This is a genomic window from Tessaracoccus rhinocerotis (assembly GCF_007197885.1).
Lineage (GTDB): Bacteria > Actinomycetota > Actinomycetes > Propionibacteriales > Propionibacteriaceae > Arachnia > Arachnia rhinocerotis.
The window spans coordinates 31,492-54,741 of the sequence record NZ_VKKG01000007.1 but is presented as its reverse complement, the minus strand read 5'-3'; the positions used below and the strand labels follow the sequence as shown (position 1 = coordinate 54,741).

The window sequence follows — 23,250 nt, the reverse complement described above, 5'->3', positions numbered from 1 at the left end:
GCGACGCGTGTCGAGATCCCCTCCCCCACCGTTGATCGAGTAGCGCCGCGAGGAACGAGCGACGCGTGTCGAGATCCCATGCACCCGCGCTGGCCGGTGTCGAGACCCCTTGGCAACTTGTTCTAGTTCCACTAGAATTACTCCATGCTAATCCGCATCGACACCAGCAGCGAGGAACCGGTCTTCGCGCAGCTCGCGGGATCCATCCGTACCGAGATAGCGCTGGGCCGACTGGCGGTGGGCGAGAAGCTCCCGTCCGCGAAGGAGGTGGCGGGTTCGCTGGACGTGAACCTGCACACGGTCCTGCGCGCCTACCAGGAACTCCGGGACGAGGGTCTGATCGACATCAGGCGGGGCCGGGGCGCCGTCGTGACGGAGGCCGCCGTCGCCGCCACTGAACTGCACGACGAGGTCCGGGCGCTGGTCCAGCGTGCTGCGGCGCTGGGGATCTCGCGGGCCACCGTCGCCGGACTCGTCCGCGACGTCAACACCGAAGGAGAAGACGTTGTCCGTTGACCGAACCCCCGACCACGACAGGGTGCTCGCACGCGCAGGTCTGCTGGGGTTGTGGCTGCCGCTGGTGCTGCTGGCGGTCGTGGTGGTGGCCCAAGTCATACTGCTGCCCCGCATGCCGGACCCCGCCGCCGTGCACTGGGGCCCGGGCGGCAAGGTCGACGGCTGGGGCCCGGCGTGGAGCTTCCCGCTCCTGACCGCTCTGGTGGGTGGCGGCATCGTCGTGCTCACGGGGGTCGCTTCCCGGGCCGGCCGGAAGCGCAGCGGCGGCCCGCTCGACCTGCGGTTCGTCTCGGCGATGAACCTGTGGCTGGTCGGCTTCCTGGGGTCGCTGACGCTGCTGCTGGTGGTCCTGCAACTGGACCTCGACGACGCCTCCGCAGTCGCCGTGCCGTTCTGGATGATCCTGCCGAGCCTCGCGCTGGGGATCCTGATGGGCGCGCTGGGCTGGTTCCTGACGCCGCGCATCGAGGCCGCCGGCCCAACCGCCAGCACCCCCGACGCCGTGGCCCTCCGCCCGGGTGAGCACGCAGTCTGGCTGAAGACGGCCGCGATGTCGCCGCTGGCTGTTGGGCTGATCCTGGTGGCGGTCGTGTCCAGCTTCGCGTTCCTCGCCTTCTCCCTCGTCGCCGCGGCGGCGTCCCCGGAGGCCTGGGTCATCGGGGGCAGCACGCTGCTGCTGGGCGTCCTCGTCACGGTGATGACGGTCTTCCGCGTCCGGGTCGACGGCAGTGGACTCTCCGTTCGCTCCGCCGTCGGCTGGCCACGCGTCCACGTCCCCATCGACGAGATCGCGACGGTCGAGGTGGTGCACGTGAACCCGCTGGGCGACTTCGGTGGCTGGGGCTGGCGGTTCAACCCCGGCTACGGGCAGGGCATCGTCATGCGCACGGGCGAGGCGCTGCGCGTGACCCGCACCAACGGCAAGAAACTGACGGTGACGGTCGACGACGCCGCCACGGCCGCCGCGCTGCTGCGCGGCCTGAAGGACAGGAGCAGGGCATGACCACTGGAACCGGGATCGGGAGCGCGACCCGCAAGACGCTGCCCGCGCCACCGTTGGAGCGGGTGCCCTGGCTGGCGGTGGGGGTCTTCGTCGCGACGGCGATGGCGCTGGCCTGGCTGGTGGCGATCCCGCTGTGGGCCGACGTCGGCCTCGAGTTGCCGCTGACGCTCGTCGGGCTCGTGATGATGTTCACACCCTTGCTGGCGGTGCTGGTGGTCGTGTTCGCGCTGCGCACGCCGCCGACGGACCGGGCTCGGTTCCTCGGGTTGTGGCCGCTGCGCCCGGTGGCGCGGACCGTGTGGTTCACCGTCGCCGCGATCCTCGTGCCGCCGCTGCTGGTGGCTGCGGCAGCCTTCCTCTCGGCCGCGCTGGGCCTGGTGCAGCTGGATCTGGTGGGCTTCTCCGGGTTCCGCGAGACCATCCTCCCAGCGCTGGCCGAGGCCGGCGTCGACCCGTCCGAGGTCCCGATCGAGGTGCTCGTCGTCTCGCAGCTGGCGATGATCCCCGTCGGGGCGCTGATCAACAGCGTCGCGGCCTTCGGCGAGGAGGTCGGCTGGCGCGGCTGGATGCTCCCGGCGCTGCGTCCGCTGGGGGTGTGGCCCGCGCTGGTCCTCTCCGGCGCGGTGTGGGGGCTGTGGCATGCACCCCTGATCCTGCTCGGCTACAACTTCGGCCGCACCGACGTGTGGGGCGTGGCGCTGATGACGGGCGCCTGCATCGCGTGGGGAGTGCTGTTCGGCTGGGCCAGGTTGCGCACCGGCTCAGTGTGGCCGGCGGTGTTCGGGCACGGCGCGCTGAACGCGGCCGGGGGCATGGTCATGCTGTTCGTCGCTGCCGGTCCGACGCCCGACATGGGCGTCGTCGGGCCGCTGGGCCTGGTGTCCTGGGCGGTGCTCGCGGTGGTGGTCGTCATCCTCGTGGCCACGGGCCAGTTCCGTCGCGAGGTGCTCAGTTGAGCTGTTCTCCCCCGTTTTGCCCGGCCGGGATCGGCTCGGGTAAGGTTCTCCGCGGAGGATTCGCCTAGAGGCCTATGGCGCTCGGTTGGAAACCGGGTTGGGTTCACGCCCTCACGAGTTCGAATCTCGTATCCTCCGCTGGCAACGCCCCTCGTGCACGCGAGGGGCGTTCTGCTTCTCCTGGAACTGGCCGGGCCGGCCCTCCCCGCCCGATTGCCCTGTGGTTGAATGACTCACGTCGGCGACGTTGCCGGCGTGGGGAAGGTCTGGTTCGAACATGGCATCGAAGGTGAACGCACTGCTCACGGCAGGCGTCGGGGTCACTGCACTGGCACTCGGCTTGGCCGTCGGCGTCGGCGCGCCTCGAATGCTTCCTGAACTGTTCGGGACGAGCGAGCAGGTACGCAACGAACAGATCGTGCGGTCGATCGAGCGCCTGGACCAGGTGGTGCTGGTGAGCCTCGGCATCCAGGGCATCGCCGAGCAGAGCGCGAACAGTGAGATCTTCGGCGTCGCGGTGCCCGGCAGCACGCGCACCATGTTCCTGCAGTACTCCTTCAACGCCAAGCTCGGCCTCAACGGCGAGGACGTGGTCATCGAGCAGACCGGCGAGGACGGGCTCCTGATCACCATCCCCGAGTTCGAGTTCATCGGCCACAGCGACGAGGAGTTCCGGCTGGTCACCGAGGACAACGGCGTCACGAGCTTCGTGACCCCCGAGATCGACCCGATCACCATGATCAACGAGATCCTCAACGACGACGCCAAGGACCAGCACGTCGAGGACAACGACGACATCCTCACCTCCCAGGCCGAGGCGTTCTACACGGGGATCGTCTCCAGCATCGACCCGGAACTCGACGTCGAGTTCGCCTACGCGCAGCACTGACGCCGCACGAGCCGAGAGCCGGTTGCTGGCTGTCACAGCCCGGTTGCCCCGACGCCGGCTCCCCTACCCCCGCAGCGAGCTCGCCCTGATCTGCAGCACCGGGTCCAGCGTGATCCGGCCGTGGTTCATCGTCTGCCCGCGCGAGCGCGTGGCCAGCAACTGGCCGGCCCACGTCCCGAGCTGCTCGGCCGGCTGCTCCACCACCGTGACCTGCGGCTGCACCATGGTGTTCCAGCGGTGGTCGTCGACGCCGACGAGCCCGACCTGCGGCCCGATCTCCATCCCCAGCGACTGCAGCGCGACGAACGCCTCGGCCGTGAGGGTGTTGGTGGTGCAGAACACGGCGTCGACGCCGGAGCGCTTGCGCAGCAGGTCGCGGATGATGGCCTGCCTCCCGTCCTGGAACGCCAGGTGCGCCACCCACCGCTCGCCGACGGCGTGCCCGGCCTCGGCCATGCGCTGCCGGAACCCGAGTTCCCGGTCCCGCATCGGGGACAGCTCGACGGTGTGGCTCAGGATCAGGGCCCGCTCGCGTCCCTGCTCGAGCAGGTGTTCGGCCGCCATCCGGCCGATCAATGCGTTGTCCACCGTTACGGCGTCGCCGGAGAAGTCGTTGACGCGACGGTCGATGGTCACCACGGGGATGCCGTAGCGCTCGAACATGCGCAGCTTCGTCTGCGGGGACGCGGCCGCGACCAGCACCCCGGAGACCTGGTGTGCGATCACGGTCTCGATCGACGCCTTCTCCCTCGCCAGGTCCTCCTGCGTGTTGCACAGCACCACGGAGAAACCCTCCGCGTTGGCCACCCGCTCGAAGGCGTCGACCACCTTCACGAAGAACGGGTTCTGGATGTCGGGGACGATGGCGGCCCACAGGTCGGACTTCTGGCGCCGCAGCGCCCGCCCCGCGCCGTTGGGCCGGTAGTTGACCTCGCTGACGGCCGCCTCGACGCGCTTGGCCAGCTCGGGCGCGACCTTCGGGTTCCCGTTCAGGACCCGGGAGACCGTCGCCACGGACACGTTCGACGCGCGCGCGACGTCGGCGATCGTCGCCGCCTTGTGGGAGTTCACTGGTGGTTTCATCTCAGCCCGCCTCTCCGGATCGACTCAGCCGCGTCCAGCCGTCGAGGGGTGTCAGCTCGTTGCCGTCGAGGACCCAGTCCCCGCCGGGTGCGACCACGCGCCGCAGCGGGATCCGGCCGCGGTGGCACAGGACGCGCACGCCGTCGTCGTCGACCTGGACCTCGGCCCAGCCGGATCCCGTCAACAGCGGCACCGTCCCGGGCCCGCCGACGCGGAAGGTGCCGTCGAGCGCGTTCCACGCCAGCCCCAGTTCCGCCTCGAGGACGCTCCAACCTGCCATGGCACGAGCGTAGTGGTCGCCGCACTCCGCCTCGTTGAACGGGTTGCGACGGCGCCCGTCGTGCCGCGCCCACATCGCCTCGAGGATCGCGACCGCCTCGTCGTGCAGTCCCTCCATGATGCAGTGCGCCGCCACCTGGTACTCGACGCCGGTCCAGACCTCGTCGCAGTAGAGGGTGGGCACCTCGGGCCGGCCGCCGTTGGGCCAGGAGCACATCACGAGGCCGTTCTCGCCCTCGACGGCGTACGGTCGCTGCGCGAACTCGGCGACGGGGACCGTGACCTCCCGCAGGTTCCAGCGGACCACGCTGCGCAGCGCCGTGCGGACGTGGTCCTCCGGCAGCAGGTGGCCCAGCCCGAGGGTGTGGGCCCACCACTGGCCGATCAGCTGGTCGGACAGGCAGCCGATCCCCCACTGGTGCTCCTCGGGGAGCGACGGGTCGGGGCGCTGCACGTAGTGTTCGCCGTCGAAGCACTCCTCGTCGTAGCGGCGCGAGGACGTCTCGAAGCGCTCCCGCCAGGACGCGGCCCGCTCGTCGTCGCCCACCACCTTCGCCAGTTCCTCCGCCGCCCGCAGCGCGGCCAGCCAGTAGGTGCCCATGTAGGTGTTGGTGCCGTGCAGCCCGATGTCGTGGGTGCTGGGCTGGATCCCGGCGAGCAGGCCGGTGCCCTTCGGGTCCCACTGGGCGACGACGTGGTCCATCAGCGCGCAGATGTTGCGCCAGCGCTCCCACACCCAGCCGGTGTCGAGGGCGCCGCGCAGCAGTTCGCGGTAGGTCTTGAGCACCGCGCCGCACATCCCGTCGAGGGCGGCCTCGATCGGGCCGCCGATGGGCCCGTCGCCGAACTGCTCGAGGTAGGGCGGCATGAACACGCGGTGCGGCAGGGCGCCGGAGCGGGCCTGCATGACGTCGAACTCGGTCTCGCGCATCGAGCGCTCCAGCGACGGGAACAGCGCAGAGGCTGCCATCGCGTAGTTCCACACGTGGGTGCAGTTCAGCGGGCAGGAGCCACCCACGTCACCCGACCACATCCCCGTGGACGCGCCGAGCACGCCCTCGAAACCGTAGAAGGCGCCGTCGTGGGTGCGGAAGCTCGTGGGTGTGCGCAGCGGGACGGGTTGGGTGGCCAGGTGGGTGCGCCACTGCTGGGGCAGGTCGAGTCCGTCGACGACGTCGGTCCAGGCCGTGGTGGCGTGCCACAGCGGCTCCCAGCGGGCGAGCACCTCGTCCGCGACGTCGGCGGCGTCGGCCCAGCGCGAGGCGTAGTGGTTGCCGAGCCAGAACCTGGTGTTGCCGAGCTCCGGTCGGTCGGGTCCGAACTGGACGAAGTCCACCATGCGGTTGGGGAAGTGCCAGGCCAGCACGAAGCGCACCGTGCGCGAGGCCCGCGGCTGCAGTTCCGCGTGGGCCACCAGCGCGCCGAGCCAGGTCTGGCCCTGCGGCGAGGGCCCGAACCTCGGCGTCGGAGCTGAGTTCTGCGGAGCCTGCACTCCTGGGGCGGCGTCGCGCCGGGAGTGGTCGCCCCACGGGGCGAGCAGGCGGAGAAAGTCAAACAGCTCCGCCGGGTTCGAGTAGGAGGGCAGCGCCACCACGTCGTCCGCCACGCAGCCGAGCACCATCTGCCCGGCCCACGGCGAGTCGGGAGCCACCGACGGGTTGTCCATGACCAGGTCCACCCGTTGCTCCCCGCTGCTCGTTCGACCCGGAACCGTACCGAAACCCATTTGAACCGTTTCATTTGAGTTCCGAGTAGCGTTATCAGCGGGATTCCCGGCACCCCCCACGACCAAGCGACCTCGCCGGCGCATCGTGTTGACGTTGCCGCCGTAGCCGGCGGCGCGGACGCCTTCGGGGCTCAGGTGGGGGTCGAGTCCCACGGCGTTGTGCACGCTGTGGGCCAGCCAGGCCTGGGTGGTGGTGTCGGTGTGGTTGGTGAGGGTGACCTCGAGCATCACGGCCGGGTAGCCGGAGGCGTCGGCGTCGGTGGGGACCATCGGCGAGGTGGCGCGCATCTCGACGCTGACGGGCCCGCCGGTGTCGTGCACCACGGAGGCAACCGGGTAGGTGCCGGACATGGTGGTGGCGGTGCCGCCGAACTCGGCGACCAGGTCCCGCTGCCAGGCGGGCACCAGGTCGTCGTTGAACATCGGGGTTGCAGGGCGGCCCTGCGACCCGGCATCGGTGCGCGCCGCCTGCAGCACCACCGTCTGGTCGTGGATCGGCTCGTGCTGGGAGGTGCGCAGCGCCATGAACGTGCCCGGCAGGTCGCCGCGGTGGTTGCCCACCCCGGCGAGCTGGACCTGCCGCCACCCGCCGTCGGAGCCGATCGCCATGGAGCCCGTCCCGATGCCGCCGATCGGCATCGCGACGGCCGGGTGCTCCTGCGGGTTCCAGGTCACTTGAGCCCCGCCATCTTGATGTTGCCGATGATCTGGCGCTGGAAGATCAGGAACAGGATCACCACGGGCGCCGCGGCCAGGGTGGAGCCGGCCATCAGCATGCCCAGCTCGGTGGAGCGCTCGGAGCGGAACGTGGTCAGGTACTGCTGCACCACGAACTTCTCGGGAGTGGTGATGGTCATGATCGGCCAGACGTAGGAGTTCCAGTAGGCGAGGAACGCCGTGATGCCCATCACCACGAAGGGCGGCTTGGACAGGGGCAGGAACAGGCGCAGGTAGATCTGGAACTTGCCCGCGCCGTCGATCATCGCCGCCTCCTCCAGGCTGGCGGGGATGTTCAGGTAGAACTGCCGGATGAAGAACACGCTGGCCGCGCTGGCGGCGCCGGGCAGCACCAGCACGGCGAGGGTGTCCAGCATGAACAGGTTGGTCACGACGATGAAGCTCGTGAGCAGGATGGTCATGCCCGGGATGAACATCGTGGTGATGATGATCACCCACATCGTCTTCTTGAACCGGAAGTCCAGCCGGGCGAAGGCGTAGGCGGCGAACGAGTTCAGGAACAGGTGCAGCAGCGTGAACAGGATGGCGCCCATGAAGGTCCAGCCCATGGTTCGCAGGAAGGTCGGGTCGGAGGCGATCTGGATGTAGTTCTCCACCAGCCAGACCTCGGGGAAGAACTGGAACGGGGTGGAGATGACCTCGGTCTTGGCCTTGAACCCGGCGATCACCATCCAGGCCAGCGGGAACAGGGCCGCCAGCAGGAACAGCAGGCCGACGATCGCCTTCAGCACCGCCCCGACCCACCAGCCGGTGGAGCGGATCTTGCGACGGTGCTTCAGCGGCTGGTCCTCGGTGCCGGCGGCCGCGACGATGCCTCGAGAGACGGGTGCGGAGGTCGTGGATGTCACAGTCATGTCAGTCCACCAACTTTTCGGAGTTCAGTACCTTGAAGATGAGCGCGGACACCGTGCCCAGCACCACGAACAGCAGCAGCGCCGCCGCGATCGAGTAGCCGACGGTGATGTCGTTGCGGAAGTGGTTGAAGATGAACAGGTTGGGCAGGTTCGTCGAGTCCAGCGGGCCGCCGCCGGTCATGACCAGGGGCAGTTCGAACTGCTGGATGGAGGCGACGAAGCCCGTGATCAGCAGGTAGAGGATGACGTTCTTCATCTGCGGGATGGTGATGTAGAGCGTCTTCTGCCACCAGTTGGCGCCCTCCATCGCGGCGGCCTCGTAGAACTCCTCGGGGATGTCCACCATCGCGGCCACCATGATCAGCGACGTCAACCCCATGCCCAGCCAGATGGCGGGGATCGCGATCGCGAACAGCGCCCACTTCGGGTCGCCGATCCAGGCGATCGGAGCCACGTCGAAGTTGGCCAGCGTCGCGTTCAGGAGTCCACCCGAGTAGTCGTAGATCAGCACGAAGATGATCGAGGCGATGACGCCGGAGATGATCGTCGGGATGTAGATGCTGACCTTCAGGGTCGTGGCGAACTTCTTGCCGACGGAGACCACCAGGCTGGCGAACAGGAACGCCAGCACCAGCATGATTGGCACCGTCATCAGCACGAACACGAAGCCGCGCCGGATGGCGGCGAAGAACAGCGGGTCGCTGAGGACGTTCGTGAAGTTGCGCCACCCCACGAACTCCGGCGGCTTGTAGAAGCTCCAGTCCTGGAAGGACAGGTACACGGCCTGGAACGCCGGGTAGATCACGAAGATCCCCAGCATGATCGTCACCGGCGCCAGCATCAGGAACGCCAACCTGGTGTCGCGGTACTTGCTCTTGTTCAGCCGTTTGACCTCCGCCTTGGAGATCAGCTCTGTCGTCGTCGACATCTCATCCTCGCCTTCTAGTCTCAACCGCCGTGCCCTGCAGGCTCGACACCTGCGCTGTGCGTGGACACCTGCCTTGTGGTGCAGGTGTCCCGGGACAACGCAGGTGTCGAGCGTTGGTCGGCAGGCGTCAGTTCGGCGCCTTCTCCGCGAGTCCGTCGCGCTCGATCACCTGGGCGATCGTGTCGGCGGCCGTCTTGAGGGCGACGTCGATGGGCTGGGCGCCCTTCATGCCGGCCTCCATGGCGGTGCCCACTGCGAGCGAGACGTCCCACGGGTACATCGGCTCGGAGATCGCGTCGGGCGCGATCTCGTTGGTGACGATGTCGGACCACGGCGCGTCGGCCGCGGCGGCGTCGTCGGCGACGGCGTCCTGCACGGACTGGCGGACCGAGACCTTCGTGAACTGCGTGTTGACGAAGAACGGCACCAGGTTGGCGGGGTCGCCCGCGATGGACCAGGCCAGGAACTTGCCCGCGGCCTCGGCGTTGGCGGTCTTGGCGTCGACGACCCACTTGAAGTTGCCGAGCGTGGTGGTGGTGCGGTCCGAGCCCGCTGCCGTCGGGAACCTGCCGACGCCGGTGCGGCCCAGCAGGTCCGGGAAGTCGGAGCCGATCTCGGACATCATCCAGGAGCCGGAGACCTTGAAGGCCACCTTCTCCTCGCCGTAGTCGTTGCCCGCGACGTAGGCCGCGAGCGCCTGCTTCGGCATGTAGTCGTTGTCCCACAGCGCCTTGTAGCCCTCGATCAGGGCGGCGTACTCCGGGTTCTCGACGTTGGGTGCGGTCCAGTCGTCGGTGAGGGCGGTGTGCCCGGCGAAGTTGTACTGCTGCCCGACGGTGGACCACGCGAACGTGGGCGCGTCGGCCGCGGGCTGGATGCAGTACTGGCCCTCGCCGAGGGTGGGCTTGATGGCGGCGCACATCTCGAGCAGTTCGTCCCAGGTCTCGGGCCCGACCTCGGGGTCGAGTCCGGCAGCCTCGAGCATGGTCTTGTTCCAGAACAGGACCGTCTGGGGCTCCAGCAGCAGCGGGTACGCGTAGTACTTGTCGCCCACGGCCGAGACTGGCAGGGCGGCGTCGATGATCTCGTCGAGTGCCTCCTGCGGGACGATGTCGTTGAGTTCGCGCAGCTGGCCGGCGTTGACGCCGTCCTGGATGGCCCCGGGGTGGGTGTAGACGTCGGGTGCCTTGCCGGCCGCCTGCGCCGACTTCATCTTCTGGTCCCAGGCGTCCGCGGGGACCTCGGTCCCGACGACCTTGACCTCGGACTGCGACTCGTTGAACTGCTTGACGATGTTGGCGTACCACTCGTTCTCCACCGGGGTGAAGGTGCGGTGCCAGAACTGGATGGTGACGGCGGCGGCAGCGCTCTCGCCGCCGCTGGTCTCGCCGCCCGTACCGGTGGTCTCCTCCGGTGCCGGCTCGCCCGGTGTGCCTGATCCGCAGGCGGTCAGGACGGCAGCTGCGGCCAGTCCGGTACCTGCGCCGAGGAAGTGACGCCTCGAAACGTTGAACCCCATTGTTGTCTCCTTCGGTAGTTCCTGCGGCGGTGCAGGAGGTCTTGGGTCCGCCCTGAACGGGCTTGATTTTTCGGTTGTGTTGCGTCGACGGCCTCAGCCGTCGGTGCCGACGAGGTCCATCGAGTACCAGAAGACCTGGTAGGGCTCCCAGATGGACATTGTGAAGTAGATGCGCCTGCCTTCGGCGGACACGTAGCGCGGGTTTGTGTAGGGGGCGTAGAGACCCGGGGTCTCGGCCTGTGTGGTGATGGTGTGCGGTTCGCTCCACGGCCCCCAGGGCGCGAGCCCCTCGAAGACCACTGCAGAGCCGTTGTCCACCATCGTGGTGAGCAGCCAGCGCTCGAGGTGCTCCGACCACAGCACCGACAGTTCCCCGACGAAGCCGTCCAGCACGGTGGCCGCGCCGTCCTCGGAGGGCCCCCAGGTGGGCTCGTCCCCCTCGAGTCCCGTGAAGTACTCGAACCGGCCGGCGGCCACGGCGTCCGCGCTGGCGGGCACCCGCATCAGCTTGACGCCGCCGAACCTGCCCGCAGGAATCCCCCACAGGTAGACGTACGTGTCGCCGTCTTCGACGACGTGCGCGTGCGCCAGCTGGACGAAGTTGCCGTCACCGGCCCAGTCGACGCCCTCGAGGATCTCCCAGTTCTGCGCCTGGTCGACGGAGCGGGCCAGTCCTGCGTGGTCGGCCGTCCACACGCCGGGGTCTCCCCAGTGGTGGACGGACATGTAGGCCATGAACAGCTCGTCGTCGACGGCCCACATCTGGGTGGGGATCTTCGTGACCTCCCCAACCTGGTCGTTCGGCTTGTGCTCGCCGGGGATGACCTCCTTGACCTGCTCGAACTCGTCTAGCACCCAGCCGTCGAAGGTGATGCCGTCGGAGGGGTCGTCGTCGGTGGTCCAGGCGATGCAGTTGGACTTCCAGACCTCGCCCCCGGCGCCGACGGTCCCCGGTGCGCGGAGGCCGAAGCTGTCGCCGAAGGTGAAGTAGGTCCGGTCCCCGACCGTGGTCATGTGGCCCAGGTCGGTGCCCTCGAGGAGGTACTGCTCGGTGTCGTTGATGGCACCGGCGCCGGTGAGCTGGGCGATCCGGGTGACGGCGTCGACGCGCTGCAGCCGGAAGTCGCCGCCCTGCGTCACGGCCCTGGGGAGGCTCTCGCCGCCGCAGGCCACGAGCAGGGGCACAGCGGCCCCGGCGGTGAGGAGCATTCGACGCGACACCATGTCACCCGAGCCTCGGGAGGCGTTCCTCGACGGGCGGCAGCGTCAGCGTCTCGTCGACCCGGTCCAGGTACCAGTACGCCACGGACGAGATGTCGTCGCTGCGCTGGTTGTTGTGGCCGTGCTCGATGGTGACGCGGATGGACTCGGAGAAGGTGATCGGGTCCTCCACGTGGAACCGGTACATCGAGATCTGTCCCGACCAGTTGTCGCCGCCCGGCATCGTGATGCCGTGGTACATGCTCTGGTATGGCTCGGCGGGGCACCAGGCGGTGTTGAAGTAGTCCTCGGTGCCGGTGCCGTGGATGTCCGGCGGCCACTCCTCACCGTCGATGAAGATCATGTCGTCGCCCTCGCCGTACCAGTTCCAGTCCTCGGTGTGGCGCAGGTTGGTGACGTTGAAGGTGCACCCGACGTAGTGGCCGCGGCCCTTGGTCTCCAGGATCGTGTAGTTCCCGTCGCCGGTGGTGTTGTCACCCTCGAAGAGGTACTGGGCGTTGGTCAGCTCGCCCTGCTCGATGCCGTCGGTGGGGTCCTCGCGGTGCCACGACGCGTGGAACCGACCGATGCCGTCCTCCAGCTCGTCGAAGGCCTCGTAGTCGATGTAGTAGTAGAACCAGACGGTCAGGTCCGTGCACTCGTTGACGAGTTCGAAGCGGGCGCCGTCGGCGAAGGGCATGTGGAAGAACGAGTTCAGCGACTTGCCGTCCTGGGGGCTCATCTGGAGCGGCAGCGAGGCGAAGTTGGTGGTCTTCGCGTGGCCGACGCCGAAGAAGTCCCCGAGCGGCACCAGCACGCTGGGGTGCTCGTTGCCGTCCCAGTAGACGCGCAGCACGAGCTTGCGCATGAACGCCTTGTCCGGGGTGTTGGGATCCGGCGGCGCCATCGGGGCAACCGTCATCCAGATGTGGTTGATGTCCCCCGCGCCGGCGATGTTCGCGAGCTCCACGGTCTCGCCGGGGCGGACGGTGAGGCGGTCCTCGTTGCCGCCGGAGCGGTCGTAGGAGGAAACGCGCCGTCGGCGGGAGCTCCTGAGGCGTGGCAGGTCACGGAGGCTGGATCCGTGGTCCCCGTATGAAGTCATCGATGACTACCCTTCTTCAGCACCCGGAGGCTGCGTCGCCACCGGGTAATCACGTGTAATCGTTTACTCAGCGTATGGCTCGACCGTTTGCCTGTCAACCGGGAGGGCGCCATCGAGAAACTGTTTCTCGTTCCCGGCTTTCCCTGTACTTCCGTAGCGGCCCCGGGTTACAGTCCGGATCACCAGGCCCCACGTCGTTGTGGCGGCCGAACGCGCAGCTACCGGAGGAAACACGATGACGCGTAGAAAACTAAGTAATCGTTTTATCGTCACGCTAACCACGGGGGCGCTGGCCGCCACCGGGGCGACGCTCGGTGACGCCGTCGCCGCGGAGGGCGACCTTCCGCCGATCTCCCCCGCCACCCTGATCGACGAGATCACCGGCGCGGGGGCCACCACCGACACCGCCGAGGTCTGGGACATCGGCGCCACCGACCTGGGCATCATGTGGGACGACGGCACCGGCAACGTGCTGACCGCCTTCGGCGACACGTTCGCCGTGCCGGGCGGCTCCGGCGCCGGCACCGGGAACTGGCGCAGCAACGTGCTGCTGCGCTCCTCGGACACCGACCTGTCCGACGGCATGGCTTTCGACTGGGCACTGACCGACGAGTCCGGCCAGGCGGTCGAGATCATCGGCTCGCAGAAGGTGCCCGGCGAGGAGCACACCACCATCCCGACCGCCGGCATCGAGGTCGACGGCCGGCAGTACATGGCCTACATGTCCGTGCGCGAGTGGGGCCCGCCCGGTGAGTGGTGGACCAACTTCAGCCAGCTCGCCTATTCCGACGACGGTGGCCAGACCTGGTCCATCGAGGGTGCCCCGAGGTGGGAGAACACGGAGGCTGACGACGACCCGTTCCAGATGCTCGCCTACACCCGGGCCGACGGCTACGTCTACATGTTCGGCACGCCGAACGGCCGCCTGGGGGCGGCGTCGGTGGGGCGCGTCGCCGAGGACCAGATGCTGGACAAGGAGGCCTACGAGTACTGGGACGGCACCGCCTGGAACAGCGACTACTCGGCCGTCCAGTCCATCATCGACCCCGCCGTCGCCGAGCTGTCAGTGCGCTACGTCCCCGAGACCGAGCAGTGGCACATGGTCTACCTGAACACCAACGCGGACCTGGTGCTGCGGGTCGGCGACTCCCCCACCTCCTGGGGCGATGAGCAGATCCTGGCCACGCAGGCCGAGTACCCCGGGCTCTACGGCGGCTACATCCACCCGTGGTCCGAGCCCGACGAGCTGTACTTCGCGCTGTCCATCTGGAACGGCTACAACGTGGCGCTGATGCACGCAAGCCTCGACGACGCGGGCCAGGTCATCCGACCCAACCTGCTGCGAGACGCCTCGTTCGAGATGAGCGACGCGATCAACGTCGAGGGCGGCTGGACCCTGCAGGGCGCCGGCGGCATCGACACCAACTCCGCCTGGGCGAAGGTCGGCTTCCGGCAGTTCTGGGTGCGGATGAACGCGGGCACGCAGCAGGTGACCCAGCAGGTGACGCTCACCCCGTACACCGACTACCGGCTGACCGGCTGGTTCACCACTGGCGACTCGGCCGGCGGCGGCGCCGGCGAGGGCTTCCTCGGCGTGCGGCAGAGCGGACCGGGCGGCGTCGTCGTCGCGCAGGAGACCTTCGGCGACCTCGCCGAGTACACGAAGTTCACCGTCGAGTTCAACAGCGGGGCACACACCCTCGTGGACGTGTTCGCCGGCTCGACGATGACCGCCGACCGCTGGGTGCAGGGCGACAACATCAACCTGGTGGCCATCAGCGATCCCGGCACGCCTCCCACCGAGGAGCCGACGGAGGAGCCGACCGAGGAGCCGACGCAGGAACCCACCGAGGAACCGACGCAGGAACCGACGGACCCGCCGACTGAGGACCTCTACATCACGCCGGGGTTCCACGACGTGAACGGGCGCCGTTGGATGACGGTGTGCGAGCCGTACTCGCAGACCGATCGCTGCTGGACCTACATCTGGGCCACCCAGATCAAGCAGCTCGACGGCCACTTCCACCAGGTCAACGGCTGGGCGTTCAACAACCTCACCTACACGCCCTCGCCGAAGTCACTGTGGGTGGGCAACCCGCTGGCGACGCCGGGTGAGTTCACCGGTACCGACGGCCGCCGCTGGCGCACCGAGTGCAACACGCCCTCCACCGGTGGCAACGGTTGCCGCAGCTACGCCGAGGCACAGGTCATCGAGCGGGTCGGCAACGCCTACCGCGTGGTGACCAAGATGGTCTTCAACAACATCGTCCGCTTCAGCTGACGAATCCGCCCAGGTCCGGGCCGCCCCCGATCGGGGCCGGTCCGGACCTCTCGCGTGCCGCGGGCGCCCACCTCCGCGCCGACGCCACCGCAACACTGTCGCGCTGGGCGCCGTCTGCCGCGCCTTCCGCAACACAGTCGCTGACTACGCTGGAGGCCATGACAAACCCCACGGACCTCCCCGGCAACCTGGACTGGAAGCCGGCAGCACAGGCAATCGACCTCCTCGCCCCGGCCACGGCCGCAGCCATCACGGGACTCGACGCGTGGGTCGCCCCCATAGACCCGGACCTGGCCGACACGGCCGCCTTCTGCGAGGCCTACGACGTCACCATGGCGGAGTCGTCGAACTGTGTGGTGGTGGAAGGTCGACGTGGCGAGCGCACCACCCGCGCGGCGGTGATGGTGCTGGCCACGGACAGGGCCGACGTCAACAAGGCCATCAAGAAGCACCTCGACGTCCGCAAGATCTCGTTCGCGGCGATGGAGACGGCCACGTCGATGAGCGGCATGGAGTACGGCGGCATCACGCCGATCGGCCTCCCCGCGGACTGGCCGATCCTCGTCGACGACGCGGTCGCGGCCGCGGGCTGGCTCGTAATCGGCTCGGGCATCAGGGGCAGCAAGGTGGCCATCCGCGGCACCGACCTGGCCAAGCTGCCCGGCGTCGAGGTGATGGCGCTGACCATCCCTGCCCCGCCCGTGGCCGACTGATCGGTCAGGCCGAGATCGCGCTGCGGCGATCCACCCGGGCCGGTCCTTCAACCACCTCGGTGGTTCCGTCGGGCAGCCGCAGGGTGGCGCTCGAGCCGGTAGGGACGGTCACGGACAACTCCAGCACGCCGTCGACGATCTCCCACCGCACCCGGATGGTGCCGCTCGGGCTCTCGTGCGTCCCCTCCGCCCAGTCGACGGCCGGCGGCGGTACGGGGGCGACGGTGAACGCCCGCCACGCGACCGAACCGGCGTCCTGGCGCAGTCCCACGGTGTGGGTGTGGAGGAAGCGGACCACGGCTCCCTTGCTGTAGTGGTTGAGCGACTCGTGCGCCTCGCCGTTCTCGTCGATGCCCTCCCAGTCCTCCCAGATGGTGGTGGCGCCCTTGTCCACCATGTACAGCCAGGACGGCGGCGTGCGCCGGAACAGCAGTTGGTGGGCGACGTCGGCGTGGCCGGTGTCGGCGAGCACGGGGAGCAGTTCCCCGGTGGCGAGGAATCCGGTGCTGAGGTGGGTGTCGGCCTCGCGGATGAGTTGCACCAGGCGATCGGCCGCGGCCGCTCGCAGCGGCTCGGGGATCAGGTCGAAGGCCAACGCGCGGACGTAGTTCGCCTGGGTGTCGGCCGCGGTGCGGCCGTCTGCCCTCAGGAACTCGGTGCGCCACGCATCGCGGACGTGTTCGGCCACCTGCGCGTAGCGCGCCGCGTCGTCGGTGCGTCCGAGCACTCCGGCCACCCGCGCCAGGGTGAGCGTGGATCGGTAGAGGTAGGCGGTGCCGATCTCGCCCTTGTCCGCCATGAACCAGGCCATGGGATTGTCCTGGACGGGGTCGATGCGCGAACCGTCGGCGGCCCTGGCCCGCGGCTCGGTCCACTCGCCCCAGTGGAACGAGCCGTCCCACAGGTACTGCTCGTGCGGCAGCGGTTCGGGCGATCGTTCCACCCGTGAGTGGTGGCGGGCCGTGCGGGCGTTGCCCAGCGCCCACTCCACCCAGCGGACCATCGCGTTCCAGTTCTCCGACAACACCTCGGTGTCCCCGTAGGACCGGTGGAGTTCCCACGGGACGGCGACGATCGCGTCGCCCCAGCCGGCCGAGCCCGTCATCATCGCCAGCTGGTCGTCCAGGTTGTGCTTGATGCGCCGCCCGTCGGGCGCGAAGTTGGGGATGCGGCCGTCGTCGAGTTGGTCGTCGCGGACCGAGCGCAGCCACTTGCGGCTGAAGCCCAGCACGTCGTACAGGCGCGTGGCCACGGGGGCGAACACCTGGTAGTCGCCGGTCCAGGCGAGCCGCTCACGGGTGGGGCAGTCGGTGGGCACGTCGACGGCGTTGCCGCGGAAGCTCCAATCGGCGATCTCGTGCAGTCGGTTGAGGTCGGGGTCGCTGCAGGCGAAGGTGCCGGTCGGTCGCAGGTCGGTGTGGACGATCCGCATCTCGACGGCTGCCGGGTCGAGGGGTGCGCCGTGGCGCTCCAGGCGCGCGTACTGGAAGCCGTGGACCGTGTGCCGGGGCTCGAAGACGGTCGCGACGCCGTCGGAGACCACCTCGTCGCGTTGCACGAACTCCGTCCGGCCGCCCTCGCGGTGGGTCGAGTCGAGGTGCCGGGTGTCGAGGTCACCGTCGGGGCCGACGAACTCCCCGTGGTCGATCACCGTCCGGGTGCCCGCGGGACCGAGGTCGCTGAGGCGCACCCAGCCCGACGCGTTCTGCCCGAAGTCGGCCACCACCACGGTCTCCGAGACACGTCGGACCGAGACCGGTCGACGCGTCTCCACCACTCGCACCGGCGGCGCGGGGGACCAGTCGATCCGCGGTCCCCGGACCGCGTCCACCACCACGGGTGCCGCGGGGCCGGGGACGGCGGTGAAGTCGGTGCTCTGGCCTGCCATCAGGTCAGCCCGGACGATCTGCGACGGTGCGCTCGTCCAGTTCCCGTCGCTGCGCACCACGCGCCTTGATCCGTCGGCGAGTTCCAGGTGGAGTTCCACCCTGGCCGCCAGGGTGTCGCCCCAGCCGGACGGGATGCGGAAGGCACCCACCTGCCCCCGGTACCAGCCGTCGCTGAGCAGGAGCTCGAGCCGGTTCGAGCCGGCCCGGACCGCTCCGGTCACGTCGAACGCCTGGGCGTACAGGGTCTCGGCGTAGGAGGTGCTGCCCGGCAGGAGTTCGGCGGTTCCGGCGCGCGACCCGTTGACGAAAGCCTCGTAGAGCCCCAGCGCCGTGCTGTAGAGCCTGGCCCGCGCCACGTCGTCACCCACGTCGAAGGTCACTGAGAGACGGTGTGCGGGCCGGTTCCCGTGCCCGGCGTCCTCAGCCTCGTGCGGGGAGATCCAGCGGGCCTCCCAGTCCCCCTCCAGCAGTCCGACCTCGAACGACGCCCACGCCGACCACTCACTGCGGCCGCGCTCCCCCGCGACGCGCACCCGCCACTCGACGCGCTGCCTGCTGCGCAGCTCCGGCCAGGGCCATGCCACGAACTGCTGCCCGGCGTCGACCGCCACCGGCTGCAGCGCCCGGCCCTCGACGCGCGCCTCGAGCTCGGCGCCGAGCACGCGTCCGACTTCGGCGGGCGGCCACCACGAGAACCTGGGCGCGGCTCCGGTTACGGGGAACGCGTCTCCGCCGCCGTCGGTCCGCAGGCGGGTGGGGGCGGTGGGGACGACGGTCATCGGCTGGGTCACTGCTGCATCACAATCCGTTGTTGCGGGCGACGTTCCCGAGCCAGGCGAGGCTCGGTTTGGGCGTGCGCTCGAAGGTGGTCCGGTCCACTGCAACCAGCCCGAAGGTCGGGCGCCAGTGTCCCCACTCGTAGTTGTCGAGCAGGCTCCAGTGCAGGTAGCCGAGCACGTCCGCGCCGGCGTCGACTGCTGCGGCCAGGCCCTCGAGCGCTCCGGTGGTGTAAGCGATGCGGCGGGCGTCGTCGTCGGTGGCGATGCCGTTCTCGGTCACCACGATCGGCAACCCCGTCACCTCATGCGTGTGGCGGACGGCCATCCCGAGCGCGTCCGGGCGGTATGCGGTCCCCACGAGGGTGTTGTCCGGGTGCGGCGGGTACGGCTCGATCCCGTCGGCATCCACCCACTGGCTCGAGTACGACTGCACCCCGACGAAATCGTCCCCCTCCGAGCCGGAGAGGTACAGGTCCTCCCAGGTCCACCGCAGCTGCGCCATCCGGTCCTCGCCGCCGGGCCGGGCGACGAAGGCGCGGTTGGCGACGCTCCAGCCCACCTTGGCGTCCGTGTTCTCGCGGACGATGGCGCGGGCGACGTGGTGGACGTCGATGAACCGCTTGCCGATCTCCTCGTCGGGCGCGGGCAGCACCGGGCGGGGGCCGTCGTCGGTGGTGGGGCTGTGCCACTGGCCGTCCTGCTGGCCGGTGCGCATCGCGCGCTCCATCGCGGTCATCATCGAGAGCATGTTGGGCTCGTTCATGGTGACCACCCACTCGACACCGTCGAGGATGCCGGTGACGGCACGCAGGTAGTTCTCGAAGCGGGCGACGGCGCCGTCGTCCAGCCAGCCGCCGGCCTCGGCGAACCAGCGCGGGTTGGTGAAGTGGTGGAGGGTGACGAACGGCTTCATGCCGGCCTCGAGCACGGCGTCGATCATCCTGCGGTAGTGCGCGAGGGAGGCATTCGAGATGATCCCTTCGGCGGGTTCCACCCGTGCCCACTCGATCCCGAAACGGTAGGTGTTGAGGCCAGCGTCAGCCATCAGCCGGATGTCCTCGGGGTAGCGGTGGTAGGAGTCACAGGCGTCGCCGCTGCGCTCCATGCCGGGCACGCGTCCCTCGTTTGCCCAGAAGTCGGAGTTGGTGTTGTTGCCCTCGATCTGGTGGGGAGCGGTGGCGGCGCCCCAGAGGAAGCCGTCGGGGAACTGCATCATCGTTGGTCCTTCTTTCGGTGCTACTTGGCGATCTGGTTGAGGCTGGCGTTGAGTTGCGCGATCTGCTCGGCCGGGAGCGCGGCCCCGGCCTGGCGCAGCAACGTCTCGACGGTCATGCGGTCGACGATGGCCTGCATCGCCGCCGGGATCTCGACGTTCTGGGCGACGTCGCCTCGGCTGGCGGCCGCGGCCCGCATCAGCCGGTCGATTATGGCCGCGCCCTGCTCCGAGGCCTTGATGTCGGAGAGCCTGTCCCGCACGGAGAAGTAGCCCTCGGGGCTGGGCAACTCTTCGGCGTCGAACCAGTTGACGACCTGCGCGGCCTGGAGGCTCTGGTCCGGGTCCGGTTCGGCGACGCGCCTCACGCGGATGGAGTCGGACTGCTCCCCCGCGACGGCGCGGATCTCGTGCTCGTCGCTGAGGGGGACCTCGAAGTGGAACACCAGGCGTCCGGCGGTCGTGGCCACGGGCTCGCCGTCGCACAGCAGCGACACCTCGGGCTGGTTCGAGTAGACCGTCACCTCCGTCACCGCCTCGGCCCGATCCACGCGGCGCCGTCCGCAGACGTGCACGAAGGGCTCGTTGCTCCAGGCGGCCTTGTAGAGGTGGAAGGCGTCCTTGCGCTGGGTGCGGTCGAAGCTGACCAGGCCCTTCAGGTTGCGGCCCGCCACTCCCCCCTCGTCGCGGCCGTCGGAGCCGAAGTCGGCGAGGTTCCACACGTGCGTGGCCCACAGCCAGGGGCGGGCCTCGATCATCTCGAGCATGTGCTCGTGGTAGCCGGCCTGGTACTGCTCGGAGTAGTCGCCGCGCACGGGTTCGGCCGCCTGGAGCCGCAGGTTGGCGTCGGCCCCGTACTCGGCCAGGCCGATGGCGGTGCCCGGGTGGGCGGCGTGGAAGTCGTCGAGCCAGGTGTCGTTGTCGGCCACCTCGCCGACGTACCAGCCGAAGTAGAGGTTGTAGGACATCACGTCTGGCACGCCCACCAGTGGATCGTCGGTCTCGAGCAGGAACAGGTGAGCCATCGTGGTCAGGCGCGTCGGGTCCAGGCGGTGCGCCAGCTCGTCCAGCTCCCGGTGGGCCGCGAGCACCTCCGGGCCGTTGCCCGTGACTGTGATCTCGTTGGACAGCCCCCAGCACACGATGCTGGCGTGGTGGCGGTTCTGCACGATCAGCTCGGTGAGTTGGCTGGTCGCGTCGGCCTTGCCTTCCGGCAGGAACTCGGTGATCTGCGGGATCTCGGCCCACACGACGATGCCGGCCTCGTCGCAGAGATCGTAGAAGTGCTGGTCGTGCTGGTAGTGCGCCAGCCTGACCGTGGTGGCGCCCAATTCCCTCAGGAGCGCCATGTCGGTTTCCATCATCTCCGGTGTGATGGCGTTCCCGACGCCCTCCCAGTCCTGGTGCCGCGAGACGCCGCGCAGGGGGTACTCCTCGCCGTTGAGGATGAAGCCGCGCGCCGGGTCCACCTCGAACTCCCGGCAGCCGAACCGCAGCTCGACCCGGTCGACGACGTCGCCGTCGAGGAGCAGTTCTGCGGCGAGTTCGTAGAGGTGGGGGTCCCGCAGGCCGTGCCAGCGGCGGACGTCGGGGATGGTGATGGAGGCCTCCGCGACGGCGTCCCGCACGGGCACGGTCCGGGAGGCGACGCCGTCGATGCTGAAGCGCACCTCGTCACCGCCGGTCAGGTCTGCCTGCAACCGGACGTGCGCGTCCGTCCCGAGGAGCTCGGGGGTGGCAGTGACACCGGGGCCGCCGTCGTGGTCCAGGGCGAAGTGGGTGCGGGCCACGCGGATCAGGTGGACGTCGCGGTAGATGCCGCCGTAGAAGGTGAAGTCCGCGCGCTGGGGATAGGCGAAGGTGTTGCGCGAGTTGTCGACGATTACCAGCACGACGTTCTCGGGGCCGAGTGCGTCGGTGATGTCAACCCTGAACGTGGAGTACCCGCCCTGGTGGCTTCCGACGTGGACGCCGTTGACGTGGACCTCGGCCGCGGAGTTGACGCCGCGGAACTCCAGCCAGGTCTCGCCGTCGGCGGGTTGCGCAGGCAATCTCCGGGCGTAGGTGCTGCGGCCGCGGCGGTAGTCGTTGCCGCCGTCCTGCCCGTCGATCGCGTTCCAGGTGTGCGGCAGGCTGATCGTTGCGCCGGCCTCCCGGACGTCGTCCCAGGACGAGTTCACTGGCAGCTCCGCGGCGGCGAACGCCCAATCGTCGTTGACCAACTCGACGTCCCTGCCCATTCGACTCATCCATGTCCCCTTCGACCCGGCGCGACGGTTTCCGCGCTGACCACACGCTAACAACCCCCACCGCAGTGTGATAGAAACTGGGCAGCACGAACAGAACGATTCCCGCACTCCTCGGAAGGCAGGCGGAGATGACAGCAGCAGAACTCGAGGACCACCGTCGCTTCCTGGAGTCGATCCTCGGCTGCTCGGTCGCGCTGACCGACGCGCCGCGGGAGTTCCTTGCCACCTTCCAGGAGGCCAACTGCTTCGACATCGGGCTGCAGCCGGTGCTGACCCAGGCCTACCTCGTCGACTTCGTGACCCACATGGACAAGTCGGTGGTGCACGAGATCCAGGAGCCGCTCGGAATGGCGGTCACGGTGTTCTGGCTGGGCGGGGAACTGGTGGTGGTGGGGCCGTACACCGGGCAGGGCCTCCATCCGGGCGACGCCGAGGCACTGCTGGGCCAGCTGCGGATCCCCAGTGCGCACCTGCAGGCCTACAAGCTCTACCGGGCCCGGTTCCCGATCGTGGACACCGAGTACGTCCGGCGCGGCGCGATGGCGTTGGCCGAGCTGGCGGGACACGGACAGAGCGTGGTGGGGATGCAGCGGGTGAGCGGCACCACCGGCCCGATCACGCCCGGCGCCGGGGAGCCCCCGCACTCGGCGTCGTTCGAGGTGATCAACGAGCGCTACGCGGTGGAACAGGAGTTCATGAACGCCGTTTCGGAGGGCGACGAGGAGCGCGCCTTCGCAGCGCTGCAGGGCATGAGCGGCATCCCCCAGCCGCCGAGCTATCTGAACACGCCGCTGCTCGGTGCCACGATCCTGCGCATCATGGCCAGGGTGGCGGCGCAGCAGGGCGGGTTGCCGCCGGTCACCATCGACGCCATCTCCCAGACCCACGCGCAACGACTGCACCGAGCCGGGCCCGCGGCAGACGTGAACCGGACGAGTCAGGCGATCTCGTCGATGGTCAGCGAGTTCTGCAGGCACGTGCAGCGGCACCGTCGCCGCCCGTACTCACGACTGGTGCGGCAGGTGATGGACGAGATCTCGCTGCACCTGAGCCACAACGTGTCCTCGAGGCAGATCGCGGCCCGGCTGCACGTCTCGGAGTCGCACCTTGCCCGGCGGTTCAAGGCCGAGACCGGCCACACCATCTCCGAGCACGTCGCACAGGAGCGGGTGGCGCGCGCCGCCCACCTGCTGGTCACCACGGCCCAGCCGGTGAGCGGCATCGCCGCCTACGTCGGCTACGAGGACGCGAACTACTTCGTGAAGGTCTTCAAGTCCGTCCACCAACTGACGCCCACCGCGTACCGGCGCCAGCACACCGAGGGCTGAAC

Annotated in this window: 17 protein-coding genes and 1 tRNA gene; 8 read left to right on the top strand and 10 right to left on the bottom strand. The window is 69.1% G+C overall.

Annotated elements, in window-relative coordinates; translation table 11 throughout:
* Nucleotides 1–144: 144 nt before the first annotated feature.
* The 5 genes from FOJ82_RS15145 (at nt 145) to FOJ82_RS15125 (ending at nt 3,364) form a co-directional block, all read left to right on the top strand.
* The gene (locus FOJ82_RS15145) at nt 145–516 is read left to right on the top strand and encodes a GntR family transcriptional regulator (RefSeq protein ID WP_143939336.1); all 372 of its coding nucleotides are present in this window, start codon (nt 145–147) and stop codon (nt 514–516) included.
* Nucleotides 506–1,519, top strand: coding sequence for a DUF1648 domain-containing protein (locus tag FOJ82_RS15140; protein ID WP_185975841.1), 1,014 nt, complete (start codon nt 506–508; stop codon nt 1,517–1,519). Before FOJ82_RS15145 ends, FOJ82_RS15140 begins: the two co-directional genes overlap by 11 nt.
* Entirely contained in the window at nt 1,516–2,475 is a 960-nt protein-coding gene (locus FOJ82_RS15135) for a CPBP family intramembrane glutamic endopeptidase (protein WP_143939334.1), read from the top strand. Before FOJ82_RS15140 ends, FOJ82_RS15135 begins: the two co-directional genes overlap by 4 nt.
* A 53-nt stretch (nt 2,476–2,528) precedes the next feature.
* Nucleotides 2,529–2,613 (top strand) — tRNA-Ser (locus FOJ82_RS15130).
* A gap of 139 nt (nt 2,614–2,752) precedes the next feature.
* Complete coding sequence (locus FOJ82_RS15125; RefSeq protein ID WP_143939333.1) at nt 2,753–3,364, top strand: hypothetical protein; 612 nt, start codon at nt 2,753–2,755, stop codon at nt 3,362–3,364.
* 63 nt (nt 3,365–3,427) lie between these two features.
* On the opposite strand, the gene FOJ82_RS15120 is transcribed toward FOJ82_RS15125, so the two are convergent.
* The 7 genes from FOJ82_RS15120 to FOJ82_RS15090 form a co-directional block, all read right to left on the bottom strand.
* Nucleotides 3,428–4,447: a LacI family DNA-binding transcriptional regulator gene (locus FOJ82_RS15120; protein WP_143939332.1), complete on the bottom strand. Its 1,020-nt coding sequence runs from the start codon at nt 4,445–4,447 to the stop codon at nt 3,428–3,430.
* Between the two features lies 1 nt (nt 4,448).
* Complete coding sequence (locus tag FOJ82_RS15115) at nt 4,449–7,127, bottom strand: GH116 family glycosyl hydrolase (RefSeq protein WP_143939331.1); 2,679 nt, start codon at nt 7,125–7,127, stop codon at nt 4,449–4,451.
* Nucleotides 7,124–8,044, bottom strand: a complete 921-nt coding sequence (locus FOJ82_RS15110) for a carbohydrate ABC transporter permease (protein WP_143939330.1) — start codon at nt 8,042–8,044, stop codon at nt 7,124–7,126. Before FOJ82_RS15110 ends, FOJ82_RS15115 begins: the two co-directional genes overlap by 4 nt.
* A 1-nt stretch (nt 8,045) precedes the next feature.
* Nucleotides 8,046–8,972: a carbohydrate ABC transporter permease gene (locus FOJ82_RS15105; RefSeq protein ID WP_143939329.1), complete on the bottom strand. Its 927-nt coding sequence runs from the start codon at nt 8,970–8,972 to the stop codon at nt 8,046–8,048.
* Between the two features lie 127 nt (nt 8,973–9,099).
* Complete coding sequence (locus FOJ82_RS15100; RefSeq protein ID WP_143939328.1) at nt 9,100–10,491, bottom strand: ABC transporter substrate-binding protein; 1,392 nt, start codon at nt 10,489–10,491, stop codon at nt 9,100–9,102.
* Between the two features lie 93 nt (nt 10,492–10,584).
* Nucleotides 10,585–11,715 (bottom strand): glycoside hydrolase family 183 protein, encoded by a 1,131-nt coding sequence (locus tag FOJ82_RS15095; RefSeq protein WP_143939327.1) that lies wholly within the window; start codon nt 11,713–11,715, stop codon nt 10,585–10,587.
* 1 nt (nt 11,716) lies between these two features.
* Nucleotides 11,717–12,796 carry a glycoside hydrolase family 172 protein gene (locus FOJ82_RS15090; RefSeq protein WP_143939326.1) on the bottom strand — a complete coding sequence of 360 codons (1,080 nt, stop codon included), beginning with the start codon at nt 12,794–12,796 and terminating at the stop codon, nt 11,717–11,719.
* Nucleotides 12,797–13,031: 235 nt separating this feature from the next.
* Here FOJ82_RS15090 and FOJ82_RS15085 point away from each other — a divergent pair, with 235 nt between their 5' ends.
* Both FOJ82_RS15085 and FOJ82_RS15080 read left to right on the top strand, forming a co-directional pair.
* Nucleotides 13,032–15,077 (top strand): glycoside hydrolase family 183 protein, encoded by a 2,046-nt coding sequence (locus FOJ82_RS15085; protein ID WP_143939325.1) that lies wholly within the window; start codon nt 13,032–13,034, stop codon nt 15,075–15,077.
* Between the two features lie 158 nt (nt 15,078–15,235).
* On the top strand, nt 15,236–15,790 hold the full coding sequence (locus tag FOJ82_RS15080; protein WP_143939324.1) for a YbaK/EbsC family protein: 555 nt from the start codon (nt 15,236–15,238) through the stop codon (nt 15,788–15,790).
* 4 nt (nt 15,791–15,794) lie between these two features.
* Here the strand turns inward: FOJ82_RS15080 and FOJ82_RS15075 are convergent, their stop codons facing one another.
* The 3 genes from FOJ82_RS15075 to FOJ82_RS15065 are packed head-to-tail and all read right to left on the bottom strand — an operon-like array spanning nt 15,795 to nt 21,920.
* The gene (locus FOJ82_RS15075; RefSeq protein ID WP_221933196.1) at nt 15,795–18,470 is read right to left on the bottom strand and encodes a family 78 glycoside hydrolase catalytic domain; all 2,676 of its coding nucleotides are present in this window, start codon (nt 18,468–18,470) and stop codon (nt 15,795–15,797) included.
* A 7-nt stretch (nt 18,471–18,477) separates the two neighbouring features.
* A complete protein-coding gene (locus tag FOJ82_RS15070; protein WP_143939323.1) occupies nt 18,478–19,674 on the bottom strand; it encodes a family 1 glycosylhydrolase in 1,197 nt (398 codons plus the stop codon).
* Nucleotides 19,675–19,694: 20 nt separating this feature from the next.
* Nucleotides 19,695–21,920: a glycoside hydrolase family 2 protein gene (locus FOJ82_RS15065; RefSeq protein WP_221933195.1), complete on the bottom strand. Its 2,226-nt coding sequence runs from the start codon at nt 21,918–21,920 to the stop codon at nt 19,695–19,697.
* A 128-nt stretch (nt 21,921–22,048) separates the two neighbouring features.
* Here FOJ82_RS15065 and FOJ82_RS15060 point away from each other — a divergent pair, with 128 nt between their 5' ends.
* Nucleotides 22,049–23,248, top strand: a complete 1,200-nt coding sequence (locus tag FOJ82_RS15060) for a helix-turn-helix domain-containing protein (protein WP_143939322.1) — start codon at nt 22,049–22,051, stop codon at nt 23,246–23,248.
* Nucleotides 23,249–23,250 lie beyond the last annotated feature (2 nt).